12 protein-coding genes are annotated in these 14457 nt (G+C 73.9%); 7 read left to right on the forward strand and 5 right to left on the reverse strand.

The genetic code is table 11. From position 1 onward, the window contains the following. Window positions 1-113: 113 nt before the first annotated feature. Window positions 114-335, reverse strand: a complete 222-nt coding sequence (locus BX266_RS16900; protein ID WP_099900757.1) for a hypothetical protein — start codon at window positions 333-335, stop codon at window positions 114-116. A gap of 440 nt (window positions 336-775) precedes the next feature. Between BX266_RS16900 and BX266_RS16905 the strand changes: the two genes are divergently transcribed. The 3 genes from BX266_RS16905 to BX266_RS16915 all read left to right on the forward strand — a co-directional run bounded on the left by BX266_RS16905 (window position 776) and on the right by BX266_RS16915 (window position 4818). Next, window positions 776-979: a cold-shock protein gene (locus BX266_RS16905; protein ID WP_030916923.1), complete on the forward strand. Its 204-nt coding sequence runs from the start codon at window positions 776-778 to the stop codon at window positions 977-979. Between the two features lie 161 nt (window positions 980-1140). Beyond that, window positions 1141-2625: a DEAD/DEAH box helicase gene (locus BX266_RS16910; protein ID WP_099900759.1), complete on the forward strand. Its 1485-nt coding sequence runs from the start codon at window positions 1141-1143 to the stop codon at window positions 2623-2625. A gap of 93 nt (window positions 2626-2718) precedes the next feature. After that, a complete protein-coding gene (locus BX266_RS16915; RefSeq protein WP_143686948.1) occupies window positions 2719-4818 on the forward strand; it encodes a histidine kinase in 2100 nt (699 codons plus the stop codon). Between the two features lie 48 nt (window positions 4819-4866). Here the strand turns inward: BX266_RS16915 and BX266_RS16920 are convergent, their stop codons facing one another. Then, complete coding sequence (locus BX266_RS16920) at window positions 4867-5475, reverse strand: DNA-binding response regulator (RefSeq protein WP_099900763.1); 609 nt, start codon at window positions 5473-5475, stop codon at window positions 4867-4869. Window positions 5476-5560: 85 nt separating this feature from the next. Here BX266_RS16920 and BX266_RS16925 point away from each other — a divergent pair, with 85 nt between their 5' ends. From BX266_RS16925 to BX266_RS40870, 3 genes are read left to right on the forward strand one after another with little or no spacing between them, the layout of a single operon-like run. Then, window positions 5561-6295 (forward strand): ABC transporter ATP-binding protein, encoded by a 735-nt coding sequence (locus BX266_RS16925; RefSeq protein WP_180290513.1) that lies wholly within the window; start codon window positions 5561-5563, stop codon window positions 6293-6295. Further along, on the forward strand, window positions 6292-8151 hold the full coding sequence (locus BX266_RS16930; RefSeq protein WP_310794786.1) for an ABC transporter permease: 1860 nt from the start codon (window positions 6292-6294) through the stop codon (window positions 8149-8151). Before BX266_RS16925 ends, BX266_RS16930 begins: the two co-directional genes overlap by 4 nt. 26 nt (window positions 8152-8177) lie before the next feature. Further along, the gene (locus BX266_RS40870; RefSeq protein WP_310794787.1) at window positions 8178-8774 is read left to right on the forward strand and encodes an FtsX-like permease family protein; all 597 of its coding nucleotides are present in this window, start codon (window positions 8178-8180) and stop codon (window positions 8772-8774) included. A 64-nt stretch (window positions 8775-8838) separates the two neighbouring features. Here the strand turns inward: BX266_RS40870 and BX266_RS16935 are convergent, their stop codons facing one another. Next, window positions 8839-11232 carry a Dyp-type peroxidase gene (locus BX266_RS16935; RefSeq protein WP_099900765.1) on the reverse strand — a complete coding sequence of 798 codons (2394 nt, stop codon included), beginning with the start codon at window positions 11230-11232 and terminating at the stop codon, window positions 8839-8841. 42 nt (window positions 11233-11274) lie between these two features. After that, window positions 11275-13173 (reverse strand): galactose oxidase early set domain-containing protein, encoded by a 1899-nt coding sequence (locus BX266_RS16940; protein WP_099900767.1) that lies wholly within the window; start codon window positions 13171-13173, stop codon window positions 11275-11277. A 220-nt stretch (window positions 13174-13393) separates the two neighbouring features. Between BX266_RS16940 and BX266_RS16945 the strand changes: the two genes are divergently transcribed. After that, window positions 13394-13801 (forward strand): hypothetical protein, encoded by a 408-nt coding sequence (locus BX266_RS16945; RefSeq protein WP_099900769.1) that lies wholly within the window; start codon window positions 13394-13396, stop codon window positions 13799-13801. A gap of 25 nt (window positions 13802-13826) precedes the next feature. Here the strand turns inward: BX266_RS16945 and BX266_RS16950 are convergent, their stop codons facing one another. Continuing rightward, window positions 13827-14417, reverse strand: coding sequence for a helix-turn-helix domain-containing protein (locus BX266_RS16950; protein WP_099900770.1), 591 nt, complete (start codon window positions 14415-14417; stop codon window positions 13827-13829). Window positions 14418-14457: the final 40 nt, after the last annotated feature.

Raw genomic sequence — 14457 nt, forward strand, 5'->3', positions numbered from 1 at the left:
GGTCAGTGCCTCGTTGTCGAGGACACTAGGTGGAGCAGGCACCGGGGGAATCAGTCGTGCATAGGTAGGGCCGGGGCGCGTGCAGCTCCCGCGGACACCCACGGGAGGCCGGGTCAGAGGTTGAACATTCCGCTGTACGGCTCGGTGATGCGCTGCTGTCGCGATCCGAAGTCCACCAGGACCGCGATGCCGGCCTCGACGCCGATGACCCGGCCCAGGCCGTAGGAGTCGTGGGTGACGCGGTCGCCGAGGGCGAAGTGCTTGCGGGGCGCCTCGGGCTTGGCTTTGAAGGGGCTGGTGGGCAGGTGGCGGCGGACTGCTTCAGATTTTCTCATCCGCGCCAGTATGAGGCGTGGAGGGCGGCAGGGAAGGTTTTCTGACGGTCCGAATTATGGGAGTCCGATATGCCGGGTGTGTCGAAGACCACGCGCGGGGCGTGTCGCGGGGGGCGGTCGCAGGTCCTCCGCCCTGCCGGGTGCGGCGCTCGGTGAAATCAACTCCCCCCGAGTGAAGGGCAGTTGGCGGCAGTGGCAGCCGGTTCCGGCCGGCCGGGGGCGGGCGGCCGGAAAAGTGGAGGGGCGATTTCCGCCCGAAGCGGGCCCGGGGCTGCTACAGTCGAAGGAGTTGCAGTAGTGGTTCCCATGAACTTTGTGTGCGCCCGCTTATGTTGCGGGCGCATTTTTGTTTTCCGGATCTTTACCGGGCGGGCGCTCATCGGCGACTCGGCACCCGTATCGTGCGGGTGACGGAACGTTCCTTTGAGGGAGATTTTTACATGGCTAATGGCACCGTGAAGTGGTTCAACGCGGAAAAGGGCTTTGGCTTCATCGAGCAGGAGGGTGGCGGCCCGGACGTCTTCGCCCACTACTCGAACATCAACGCCAGTGGCTTCCGCGAGCTGCTCGAGGGCCAGAAGGTCGAGTTCGACGTCACGCAGGGCCAGAAGGGCCCGCAGGCGGAGAACATTCGCCCGCTGTAGTTCGTACTGCCACGGCGATCGCCTGGCAGCGAGGGGCCCGCACCGGGTACGTCATGTGCCCGGTGCGGGCCCCTCGGTCTTGTCACCCGCGTTCCCGGCCGTTCCGGCCCGGGCCGTCCGGTCCACCGACGGCTCTCCCGCGCCCCGAGGAAGGCTCTCGCATGAACCGTTCCAGTCATCCTCCGCGCCGGAACACCGGCCCGCGGTCCGCACCGGGCAGCGGTGCGGGATCCGGCTCCCGGCGGGAGTTCGCGGTGCCGGTGAGCACGGTTCCGGCGCTGCCCGCCGTCGAGTCCTTCGAGGAGCTGGACCTGCCGGGGGAACTGCTGACGATCCTGGCGCGGCGGGGCGTCACCGCGCCGTTCCCGATCCAGGCCGCGACGCTGCCGAACTCGCTGGCCGGCCGGGACGTGCTGGGACGGGGGCGCACCGGCTCCGGGAAGACCCTCGCGTTCGGTCTCGCCGCGCTGGCCCGCATCGCCGAACAGCGGGCCGAGCAGCAAACCGGGCAACAGCCCGAGCAGCAGACCGAGCTGCAGACCGAGCCGCGGTGCCCGACGGGGCTGATCCTGGTTCCCACCCGTGAGCTCGCCCAGCAGGTCACCGAGGCCCTCAGTCCGTACGCGCACGCGCTGCGGCTGCGGATGGCCACCCTGGTCGGCGGGGTGCCGGTCCGCCGCCAGGCGCAGACGCTGAACCGCGGTGCGGACATCGTGGTGGCGACGCCCGGCCGGCTCAAGGACCTGATCGAACGGCGGCTCTGCCGGCTGGACCAGGTCGCCGTCACCGTCCTCGACGAGGCCGACCAGATGGCCGACATGGGCTTCCTGCCGGAGGTCACCGCGTTCCTCGAACAGGTCGCCGAGGGCGGCCAGACGCTGCTGTTCTCCGCCACGCTGGACCGCAACATCGACCTCCTGGTGCGGCGCTTCCTGAAGGATCCGGTCACGCACTCGGTGGACCCGTCCGCGGGCGCGGTCAGCACCATGGAGCACCACGTGCTGCACGTGCAGAACTCCGACAAGAACGCCACGATCGCCCACATCGCCTCCCGGGACGGCCGGGTGATCATGTTCACGGACACCAAGCACGGCGCGGACCGCCTGGTCGAGCGGCTGCTCGCGGACGGCGTGAAGGCGGCGGCCCTGCACGGCGGGAAGTCCCAGCCGCAGCGCACCCGCACCCTGGAGCAGTTCCGCAGCGGGCAGGTGGCGGCACTCGTCGCGACGGACGTCGCCGCCCGGGGCATCCACGTCGAGGGCCTCGACCTGGTCGTCAACCTGGACCCGCCCGCCGACCACAAGGACTACCTGCACCGCGGCGGACGCACCGCCCGGGCCGGCGAGTCCGGCACCGTCGTCACCCTGGTCCTGCCGAACCAGCGCCGCGGGATGGACCGGATGATGAGCACCGCGGGCATCACCCCCGTCACCACCCGGGTCCGGGCCGGCGACGAGGAACTGACCCGGATCACCGGCGCCCGCGTCCCCACCGGCGTGCCCGTCACCATCCCCGACCCCGTCGTCGAGCGCCCCCGCCACCACCGCACGCCCGGCCGGAACCGGTACGGCCGCCCGGCCTCCGCCCCGCGTGCCGCCGCCCCCCGGGCATCCACCCCGCGCACCCGGCGGACCACCGACAGCTGACCCGCCGGACCGACCCGGCAGCAGTCCGCACATCCGGCGCGGGCGTTCGGCGGGCCGGGAGGCTCCGGAGCGGGCGCGCGTACGATTCCCGGCGTGCGGGGAGAACGGGTGGGGCGCGGGCTGGTCGGGGCGGTGGCCGTGGCGTTGGTGGCGGCTCACCTGCTGCGCGGGGTCGGGCGGGTTCCGGCGGAGCCGGGGGCCGGGCTGGCGGTGGTGGGGGTCTGTGCCGGCTTGGTGGCGCTGCAGCTGCGGCACACCCGCCCCGGACCTGGGGCGGTTGCCGGCTGGGCCGGGTGGGCGGTCGTGGAGGTGGCGGCCGGGTTCCTGGCGGTCGGCGTGTTCGACGTCTCGATCGGCCTGTTGTGCCTGCCCGCGGCCTCGCTGCTGCTGGAGCGGCGCCGGCTGCTGCTGGGCGGCTTCGCGGCGGGCGCCGTGGCGGTCGAGGCGCTGCGGTCCACGGACGTCCGGGACGCGGTGGACCTGCTGCTGACGGTCGCGCTCGGCGGGGCGATGCTCTACGCGGTGACGACCCTGGCCCTGCTGGCGTCCCGGGTGCACGCCGCACGGCTCGCCCTCGCGGCGTCCGCGGTGACCGACGAGCGGCTGCGGATCGCGTCCGGACTGGGGAGCGGGCTGGACGCGGGGATGGTGGCGATCCGCGCCTTGGCGGACCGTCAGGATCCGGCAGCGCTGGAGGAGTTGATCGCCGAGGCGCGGCGGACGCTGGGGGCGGCCAGGGCGACCGCGGCCGAGTTGCGCAGTCTCTCGCTGGCCCCGGAGGCGGCGAGCGCCCGGGCGCTGCTGGGGTCGGCCGGTGTCGCGGCGGATCTCCGGATCGGGCACCGCGAGCCGCTGGGGCCGGCCGGGACGGTGCTGGCGACGGTGTTGCGCGAGGCGGTCACGGCGGTGGTCCGGGTCGGTGACGCCCGGCGGTGCGAGGTGTCGACCGAGGAGCGGGCCGGGCGGGTGACGCTCCGGGTGGTCAGTGACGGGGTGCCGACGGCGGCCCTCGGCGCGGACCTGCTCGACGACCTGGCGGAACGGGTCCGGGCCGCCGGTGGGCGGCTGACGGCGGGGCTGGAGCCGGACGGCCGGTTCGCGGTGGAGGCGTCAGTGGCGGCCGATCCCGCCCCGGCCGCCGTCGACCCGCCGGAGCTGCGGACCGCGCTCGGCCTGTACTGGTTCCTGCTGGGCGTGTTCTGCGTCAAGGCGCTGATGTTCGTTCCGGCGGGCCGGATCTGGCTCGGGGCGGTGTGCGCCGCGGCCTTCTGCGCCTTCCAGGTGCGCTTCTCGATCCGGGACGCGACCCGTCACGCCCGCGCGGCGCTGCTCGCTTCGGCGGTGCTCGCGCTGCTGCCGCTGCCGTGGCTGGGCCGGAACTGGATCGGCGCGGCGGGCATCCTCGCGGGCTCGCTGCTGATCGCACTGCCGCTGCGGGCGGGTGCGGCGCCGGCCGGTGCGGTGGCGGTGGCGGTGGCCGCCGGGGTGATCGGCGGCGACGGCCCGGCGTCGGCGCTGCTGACCGCCGTCAACGCGCTGATCACCTGCGTGGTGGTGTACGCGGTGCTGCGTCTGGTCCGGTTGGTGCGGGAGTTGCAGCGGGCGTCGGCGGGGCTGGCCCGTGCCGTGGTGGTCACCGAACGGCTGCGCGCCGCCCGGGACCTGCACGACCTGCTGGGGCACGGTCTGGCGGCGATCCTGCTCAAGGCCGAGCTGGCGCGGCGGCTGGCGGACACCGACCCCGGTCGCTGCCGGGCCGAGCTGGCGGACATCGGGCGGCTGGCGGAGCGCGGGCGGGCCGAGCTGGGGGCGCTGGCCGAGGACGGCCCCCGGCTCTCCTTCAGTGCCGAACTGACGTCGGCGGCCGGGGTGTTGGAGGCGGCCGCGATCACGGTGGAGCTGGAGGACGGGCCGGTCCCGGCGGCGGCCGGCGCGGTGCTGGGCGTGGTGCTGCGCGAGGCGGTGACCAATGTGCTGCGGCACAGCCGGGCCCGGCACGCCCGGATCGCCGTCACGACGGCGGGCGGTGCGGTGCGGCTGGAGGTGGAGAACGACGGGGTCCCGGACGGCGTGACCGCGCCGGGTTCCGGGATCGGCGGGCTGACGGTCCGGCTCGCGGAGGCCGGGGGGACGCTGAGCGCCGGGCCGGACGACGGCTGGTACCTGCTGCGCGCCGAGGTCCCGGTGGGCTGACCGGGCGCGCTGACGGGGCATCAGGCCAGGGAGTTCGCGGCGGGCCGGTCAGAGCCAGCCGGCGTCCCGGGCGATCCGTACCGCGTCGGTCCGGTTGCGGGCGTTCAGCTTGCCGACGACGGCGGTCAGCACGTTGCGCACCGTTCCGGTGGACAGGTGGAGGCGGGTGGCGATCTCGGGCGGCTCGGCGCCCTCGGCCAGTTCGCGCAGGACGTCGTTCTCCCGCGGGGTGAGCGGGTTGTCCGCGAGGTCCCAGGCGGCGACGGCCAGCGAAGGGTCCAACACCCGTTCCCCGGCGGCGACTCGACGGATCGCGGCGACCAGTTCGACGGGCGGGACGGTCTTCAGCAGGAAGCCGTCGACCTTCGCGTCCAGGGCCTTGCGGAGCAGCCCGGGGCGGCCGAGCGAGGTCAGCATCAGGGTCCGGCAGCCGGGGAGGCCCTGCTTCAGCGCGGCGGCGGCCTGCAGGCCGTCCGTCCGGCCCGGCATCTCGATGTCGAGGACGGCCACGTCGGGCCGGAAGACCATCGCCCGGGGCAGCACGTCGTCGGCGGAGTCGGCCTCGGCCACCACCTGCAGGTCGGGCTCCAGTTCCAGGAGCGCCACCAGGGCGCCGCGCACCACGTGCTGGTCCTCGGCCAGCAGGAGTCTGATCATGTCCCGACCCTACCCGTGACGATGTCACGGGTGGCGCGTGTTCCCGTCCCTGGGAGGGGAGTTCGCGGGTCGGCAGGCTGGAGGCATGAGCGAAGCGATCACTTTGGACGCCGTCAGCAAGGTCTACGGCAAGGGGCGGGGCGCGGTGGCCGCGCTGCGCGAGGTGACGGTGCGGCTGCCCAGGGGCGGCTTCACCGCCGTGATGGGGCCGTCCGGTTCGGGCAAGAGCACCTTCCTGCACTGCGCGGCGGGCCTGGACCGGCCGACCGCCGGGACGGTGCGGCTGGGCGGCACCGACCTGTCCGGGCTGAGCGAGACGAAGCTGACCGAACTGCGCCGGGAGCGCGCGGGGTTCGTGTTCCAGTCGTTCAACCTGGTCTCCTCGCTGACGGTCGAGCAGAACGTGACGCTGCCGCTGCGGCTGGCCGGGCGGCGGGCCGACGCCGGGAAGCTGGCCGAACTGGTGCGCCGGGTGGGCCTGCAGGAGCGGACCGGGCACCGGCCCGGGCAGCTGTCCGGCGGGCAGCAGCAGCGGGTGGCGATCGCCCGGGCGCTGATCTCGGACCCCGAGGTGGTGTTCGCCGACGAGCCCACCGGCGCGCTGGACACCATGACCGCCCGCGAGGTGCTGACCCTGCTGCGGCAGACCGTCGACGAACTCGGCCAGACCATCGTCATGGTGACCCACGACCCCGTTGCCGCGTCCTACGCCGACGAGGTGCTGTTCCTGGCCGACGGCCGGGTCGCCGACACCATGTCGGGTCCGACCGCCGCCGCCGTCGCCGACCGGATGATCCGCCTGGGAGCGTGGAACCGATGATGCTGAGCCTCGCCCTCGCGACCCTGCGGCACCGCAGGGCCGGTTTCGCCGGCGCCTTCGTCGCCCTGTTCTGTGCCGCCGCCCTGGTCTGCGGGTGCGGAACCCTGCTGGTCACCGGTCTGACCGGCACGGTCCGGCCGGAGCGCTGGGCGGCCGCGCCGATCGTGGTCGCCGGGGACCAGCAGGTGCACGCCCTCGTGGACAAGGGCAAGGGGAAGGTCAAGGAGAAGGCCAAGCCGATCGCCGGCCGGGCCTGGGTGCCGGCCGCGCTCGCCGACCGGATCGCCGCGCTGCCGTCGGTGCGCGCCGTGGCCACCGAGGTGACCTTCCCGGTCCTGCTGCCGGGCGGGCCCGACGGCGGTTCCTGGGGCCACGGTTGGGAGTCCGCGCCGCTGGCCGGGCTCACCCTCGGCGCGGGCCGCGCGCCCGTCGCCGACGACGAGGTGGTGGTCGACGCGGCCACCGCCGCCCGGGCCCGCCTGTCCCCCGGTTCCACCACGGCGGCCCGGACGGCCTCGGGAACGCTGACCGTGCGCGTGGTCGGCGTCACCGCGCAGGGGTTCGACAGCCAGGCCGCGGTCTTCTTCGCCGCCGACCGGGCCCGCCGGCTGGCCGGGCACGACGGGCTGGTCAGCGCGATCGGGGTCTTCCCGGCCGATCCGTCGGCCGCCGCCGCGACCACCGCCGAGGTGCGGGCGCTGCTGGCGGACGGCCCGGCCGCCCCGGCGGCGGTGGTGCGGACGGGTGCGGACCGCGGGCCGGCGGAGTTCCCGGACGCCGCGAACGCCCGGGTGCGACTGGTCAGCATGGGCGCCGTCCTGGCTGGCACCTCGCTGCTGGTGGCGCTGCTGATCGTGGTCGGCACCTTCGGCCTGTCGATCCAGCAGCGGCAGCGGGAGATCGCGGTGCTGCGGGCGGTGGCGGCGACCGGGCGGCAGGTCCGGAAGATGATCGGCGGGGAGGCGCTGCTGGTCGGTCTGGCCGCCGGGGGGCTCGGCGCCGCCGCCGGGCTGCCGCTGGGCGGCTGGCTGCACGGCCGCTTCGTCGCCCTGGAGGTGATCCCGGCGAACCTGCCCGCCGTGCTCTCGCCCTTCCCGGCGCTGGTCGCCGCCGCGGCCACCCTGCTGACCGGCTGGGCGGCGGCCCGGATCTCGGCCCGGCGGGCCTCCGCCGTCCGCCCGGTCGAGGCGCTGGGCGAGGCCGAACTCCGGCCTCCTCGGCTGTCGTTGACCCGGGTCGGGTTCGGCGTGCTGACCGTGGCCGGGGCCGTGGTGCTCACCGCGCTGCTGACCGTCCTGCACTCGGACCAGGCCTCGACGCCGGTCTGCTTCCTCGCGGTGCTGCTGTGGTGCACCGCGTTCGCCCTGCTCGGACCGCTGGTGGCCAGGGCCGGGACGGCCGTGCTGGGCGTGCCGCTGCGGGCGTCCCGGGTGGGCGGCTGGCTCGCGGTGCACAACCTGCGGGCCGGGGCGCACCGGCTGGCCTCGGTGGTGACCCCGCTGACCCTGTTGATCGCGATGGCCTGCACCATCCTGTTCACCCAGACCACCACCGGGCAGGCGGCCGCCGCGCAGCGCGAGCGGGGCAACGCCGCCGACTTCGTGGTGGGGCCGCGTGTTCCGTCCTCCGCCGCCGAGGCGCTGGGCGCCGTCCCCGGGGTGCGGACGGTGACCCGGGTGCTGCACAGCCAGGTCCGCGACGGGCTGACCAGGCGGAGCGTGCAGGGGGTCTCCCCCGAGCGGGTGGCCGACACCCTCGACCTCGGCGTGACCGCCGGCGACCTCGGCGCGCTGGGGACGGCACGGCGGCGGCCGCCGACGGGCTGGGCTACCGGCTGGGCCAGCGCGTCCGGCTGACCCTGGCCGACGGCACGGCGGCGGAGGTGACGGTGGTCGCCCTGTACGGCCGGGGCCTGGGCTTCGGCGACCTCACGCTGGCGCACCGGCTGGTCGCCGCGCACGTCGACGTGCCGCTGGACGACGAGGTGCTGGTCCGCGGCGAGCACGTGACCCGGGAGGCGCTGACCGCCGCGCTGCGCGGCGATCCGGGGCTGGGCGTGCTGGACCGGGCGTCCGCGGCGGCCCCGGAGAACCGGACGGGTGCTCAGATCGGCTACGTCACGCTCGGGTTGATCATCGCGTTCGTCGCCATCGCGGTGCTCAACACGCTGGCCATGAGCATCGCCGACCGCCGCCCGGAGTTCGCCGCGCTGGCGTTGACCGGGGCCACCCGCCGTCAGCTCCGGCGGATGCTCGGCTGGGAGACGGCGGTCTCGGTGGCCCTGGCCACCGGGCTCGGCCTGGCGGTGGCCTTCGCGGTGCTCGGCACCTACGCCGAGGGCATCACCCGCGGCACCGCCGGGGCGGCCGTGCCCGCCGGTGAGCTCGCCGTGGTGCTGGCCGGGGCGGCCGGGCTCGCCGCCGTGGGCACCTGGCTGCCGGCCCGGGCCACCCTGCGCGGCCTGCGCCGCCGTGCGTGAGACTCCGCCAGGTCGGGCCCGGACCGCAGCTGCGGTCCGGGCCCCCGCCGTTCGGGAGCCGGGGTCAGGGACGGCGGGACCAGACGGCAGTGGGGCGGTCCTCGCGCAGCAGGTCGTCCTGGTGGTTGCCGCCGTGGTCGATCATGACGGTCCGGTACTTGTCCTGGTGGAACGCCCAGTACCAGTGCTGGCCGCCGGTCGGCTCGTCCTTGCCGGGGACGGCGAGGAAGGCGTCGACCCGGGTGACGCCTTCGAGCGAACGCCACTGGCTGAGCTGGCGGTCGTCGCGCCGGAGGCGGTCGGGGTGGGCACGGCCGGAGCGGGAGAGGGAGATCAGCCGGTAGCGCTGGCCGACGGGGGTGTTGTGGAACAGCCAGTACCAGTGCGAGCCGTCGGCGGCGGGGCGCAGGTCGGGGACGGGCAGGAAGGCGTCGACGTGGGTGACGGGCGTGCTGCCGCCGAACGAGGACCACCGGCTCAAGGGCTGGTCCTCGCCGACCGGTCGGGAGGCGTACGGTTCGGCGTCGTCGATGGTGATGGAGCGGTAGACCTGGTTGCCGCCGACGGTGTGGAAGACCCAGTAGGCGCTCTTCCCGTCGAGCCGCTGCTCGTCGTACACCGGCAGGATGGTGTCGAGCTGGGTGACGCCCTTCAGGGCGGGCCAGGAGGAGTACGGGCCGACGTCCTTGACCAGCACTCCGGTCCGGTCGTCGACGGTGCCGGTGGTGAGCCGGCGGACTTCGGGGGCGCCGGCGCCGATCAGCCGGATGCGGCCCTGCTGGAAGGTCCAGTAGCGGCCTTCCGCGTCGGGCAGCGGCAGCACGCAGTCCACCGGCAGGTCGGGGGTGACCACGGGTTTCCCGGTGTGCTCGGCGAGTTCGCCGGTGAGGCGGCCCTGGGCGAGGCGGCGCAGCGCGGTGATGGAGGGGGTGAAGCAGTAGAGCGCGCCCCGGGTCCGGACGAACGGCCGGAAGTCCAGGGTGGTGGTCTTCGGGTCGCCGGCGGGGGTCCTGCCCTCCCAGCTGATCCGGCCGTCGTTGACGGTGGCGAGCTGGCCGCCGACCAGCGGGTCGGGGCCGGGCTTGTGCTCGCGGCCGGGCGGGAAGTCGGGGTCGTTGATCCAGTTGGCCTGGATGAACTCGAACTGGCCGACCAGGTCGGACTGGTAGCAGACGAAGAGCAGTCCGCGCTCCGCGTCGGGGCCGTTCTCGGCGATGTCGCTGATCGGGTCGAAGGGCTGTCCGTAGGGGGCGCCGCGGCGCATGATCCGCCGGGCGTCGATGAACCGCTCGGCGACCTCGCCCTCGGCGTCGAGGCCGGCCCGGGGGTTGGTCTTGCGCAGGTGGGAGAAGAGCGGGGTGATCAGGCCGTCGGGGTCGTCCGGGTCGCCCTTGTACGTGAAGTCGTTGTCCGAGCCCGCGGCCGTGCCGCCGGCCCGGTCGGGGTGCTTGCAGACCGGCGAGCCGTCGCGCCAGCGGCCGACCAGCCGGGCGGCGAACCAGTCCCGCTTGGTGTCCTCGGGGACGGCCTTGAGGTCCTTCAGCCGCCGCAGTTGGGTGTCGACCTGGGCCCACCAGCCGGGGACGTCCTGTTCCAGGCGGCGGACGACCTGGAACGAGCCGTTGTGCATCCAGGCCGGGACGGTGTCCCTGGCGGCGGTTCCCGGGTCGTGCTCGGGGGCGAGCGGCTTGCCGACCACGAACTCGCCGGCCGGGACGAGCCGGGTCCCGGGGTGCTTCGCGGAGTAGTGGACGGTGCGGCCCGCGGGGCCGCCGGGGAGGTCGGGCAGGTTCTCGGTCCTGGCCGGGTCCGGCTCGTCGAAGCCCTCGATCTCCGGTTCGCTGATCCCGTCCTTGAAGCCGAAGTGCTCCTTGCCCTTGCGCTCCCCGGGGAGGTGCCTGCCCTCCTGTTCGTAGACGAGGACGGCGCCGGCCTGGCTGGCGGCCAGCTTCTGTTCCTTCGTCGCGCCGTCGAGGCCCTCCGCGGTGTCGGAGGCGATGGTGAGCACCGCGTGCACGGTGGGTTTGTCGGCGCAGCCGAAGACCCAGTGCTTCGGGTCGTTGTCGTCGGTGTCGCCGAGTCCGATCGACCGGGACGGGTCGGCCGGGCCCTGGATGAAGGCCTCCAGGGTGTCGCCGGTCCTGGCCTCGGCCTTCAGCAGGTCGGGCTGTCCGGTGATGAACCGCAGGCCCTCGTAGGTGAAGCCGAGGCCCAGCCAGGTGGCTTTCTGGGCGGTCGGGTCGTCGCCGCCGGAGGCCTGGCGGGCCAGGCTGAAGTCCTGGTTGAACGCGGCGACCTGCTCGGTGGTGGCGATCCGCGGGGTGATCCGCTCCAGCCAGTTCCGCGCCGCGGGGGCGTCGGTGAACTGGAGGAGCAAGAGGGTCATGTGGTCCTTCTTGAATCCGGCGAGGATGTCGCCCTGGATCTCGGTGTCTTGACGCAGGCTCAGGTCGGCCATGGCTGATCCGTTCTCGGCTCGTCGAGCGGGGTGTCGGCGGGGTCAGGCGTTCGGGCTGAGCTGGATCCACTTGGCCACGCTGGGCACCCCGGCGTCGTTGAGCAGGAAGAGCATGTACCAGCCGGGAGGCGCGTCCGCGGCCGAGGCGGGGCTCTGGAGGACGAGCTGGCTGCCGGCCCGGCTGACCAGCTTGAGTTCGAGGCGGCGCTGGCTGGTGTCGACCGAGTGGGTCGAGGTGATGGGGGCGAGCAGGACCGCGCGGGCGGCCTGGGTCGGCGAGTTGGTGTTGATCCGGAAGGTCGTCCTGTACCCGACCGGGTCGGTCGGCGCGGTCCGGATGTCGGGGCGGCCGCCGCCCTGGTGCAGGTAGGGCGGCTCGTAGATCTCGATGGTGCCGTTGTTGCCGGCCTTGATGTCCGGGTTGTTGGCGATCTGCTGGAGCTCGTCGCCGGTGACCATGATCCGGCCGTCGGGGAGGATCACCGCGTTGGAGTGGTAGCCGCGCGGCAGCCGCTGCTTGGGGCCGAGGGTCCACTTGCCGGCCGCGTCCCGGAGTTCGACCTGGCGGAACCGGTCGTCGGGGACGTTCGGGTTGTAGTCGCCGAGGCCGTAGTCGCGGATGCCGACGGCCCCGTTGACGGTGAACAGGTTGCCGTCGGGGAAGATCAGCGTGTCGTCCTGGGCCCGGCCGAGGTTCCTGGGCTGCTCCTTGGTCCAGGCGCCGCCGGAGAACTTGAAGGTGTTCGGGTCCTTGTGGTTGCCGCCGAGGACGAGCACCGAGTCCGGCCCGTCGGCGCCGTTCGGCAGGGCGACGGCCGAGCCGTACAGGCGTGGGAAGTTGTCGGGCCGGCTGGGCAGTTGGCCGCGGGTCTCGCTCGCCGGGTCGAAGACGAACTGCTGGTCGGAGCTGCGGCCGAAGCCGTAGATCCTGCCGTCCCGGAGCGAGAACAGGTGCGGGTAGTCCATCCGGTAGGGCGCGTCGGCCTTCCAGCGGTCCAGGGCGAGGTTCTCGGGGACGGCGGCCTTGCCGTAGGAGACCTCGGTGCCCTTGGCGGGGAAGCGTTCGACGACCGGGGACGGGGTGCCGAAGCCGAGTTCGGACTGGCCGGACATGATGGTCTGCCGACCGTCCGCGCCGGTGACCACGCTGGGGTACCAGCGGCCGACCGACATGTCCTGTTCCTGGTGCCAGGTCTCCGTCCACGGGTCGAAGACCAGGGCCAGTTTGGCGCCGGTGCCGCCGTTGCCGCCGAGGTTGCCGCCGAACACGCCGACCATGCCGTTGGGCAGGTAGGAGTGGCCGGCGCAGAAGAACGGAGCGGGGCGGGGCTCGTTCAGGCCGTCCGGCATGTCGACCACCGGCGGCGGGACGGCCCGGAAGGTGCCCGGGTCGGTGTCGTTCGCGGGCGGCGTCCACAGGTACGCGCGGCCGGCGTTCTGCCGGCCGATGACGTCCGTGGGCGCGGTCTCCTTCTGCGGGTTGTCCTCGACCGACTCGAAGGAGAACAGCAGCACCTTGCCGGTGGGCAGCAGCGCCACGTGGTCGCCGAACTCGGGGGACGGGATGTACTGCTTGAACTGCCCGAACTGGGCGGCGGGGTAGGCCGCGTTGTCCTGCGCCTGGGTGGTGGTCAGCAGGTTGAACCGGTTGGTGCGGGTGGTCTGCGGATAGCCGGTCTGGACGGCGCGCAGGCCGATCCGGTCCCGGGCCATCGCCTCGGCGGCCGGGCGTCCGAAGGCGGCCTCCTCGGCGGCGCGGACCTCGGCCCGCACCTGTTCGTCGGTGATCCGCGGCGTGCCGTCCCCGGCGAACGGTCCGGCCTCGGCGACGGCGGCCGGGACGGGGAGGGCCGGGGCGGGGGCGGCCAGAACGGTGGTGGTCGACAGGACGACGGTGGCGGCGCCGACCGCCAGCACTGCCCTCAGTCTGCTGCGTGACATGGAGTACCTCGCGACACGTCGGCCGGGGCTGCCGGAGCAGCCGCACGGGTGACAGGGATTCACCGCCAGTAGAGCACTCTGCGTAGCGGTTCGTACGCAGACACTCCAGTCACATCAAGATCGACTCTCGCCCGGCCATCACCGTGCGTGTCTACCTGATGCACCGTCAGCGGCATGCTCCAATGACCACAACCCCCTTCCCCAGCAGCAGGAGTGACCTGTGCTCAGCAGAACCGGGATCGCCGTCGCCGTCGCGGCCGGAGTCGTCGTCCTCGCCGCCACCAACGGCACCGCCGCGGCCACCGCCAGCGTCCAACCGCCACAGGCCGTGACCGGCCCCACCCTCCGGGGCGGCGCCGACGGCCTGCCCCACGAGCTGCTCTGCCCGCCCGACGAGAGCATCTACAGCGGCGGGTTCACCGTCTCCCCCGGCGAGAACCGCATCCTCGACCGGCTCGCCACCGACGTCCTGGAGAACCGGCCCAACGAGGACGCCACCGGCTGGATCGTCGCGGTCCGGCGCGACGACTGCCCCCCGGAGGGCGCCCGCGGCGGATCCCGCCACGCCGACCTCACCATCCACCTGGTGTGCACCGACGGCCAGAACAACACCAGCCTCGGCGGCTGAGCGGCCACCGTGCGGTGACGGGGCCTCAGCTCTCGGGCCGGGGCCCCGCCTTCCGGCCGGTGCGGACCACCGCCTGGTCGCCGCGCGGCCCGAACAGGTGCAGGATCTCCGCGGCGGTGGTGCCGGCCGGGCCGAACCAGTGCGGTTCCGAGGTGTCGAACTCGGCCACCTCGCCCGGGTGGAGGGTGTGTTCGTGCTCGCCGAGGATCAGGCGCAGCTCGCCCGCCAGCACGTACAGCCACTCGTAGCCCTCGTGGGTGACCAGCCTGGGTTCGCGGGGCGCCAGGACGTGCTTGAACACCTGCACCCGGCCCGGGTACTGGGTGAGCGGGACGAGGACGCTGCCCTCGGCCTTGCGCAGCGGCGCCAGGTGGACCCGGGGGTCGCCGGTGGCGGGCGCGGCCACCAGCTGGTCGAGGGCGACCCGGTGCGCGCGGGCCAGCGGGATGAGCAGGTCCAGAGTGGGGCGCCGGCCGCCCGATTCGAGCCGGGACAGAGTGCTCACCGAGATGCCGGTCTCGGCGGCGAGCACCTCCAGGGTGAGGCCCCGGTCGTGGCGCAGGGCGCGCAGCCGCGGTCCGATGGCGTCCAGGATCTGTGCCAGCTCTTCGTCCACGGCGGCCAGTCTGCAGGTTTTTGCGGTCTTCGCAAAAGTC

Source organism: Streptomyces sp. TLI_171 (assembly GCF_003610255.1).
In the GTDB taxonomy this organism is placed as follows: Bacteria; Actinomycetota; Actinomycetes; order Streptomycetales; family Streptomycetaceae; genus Kitasatospora.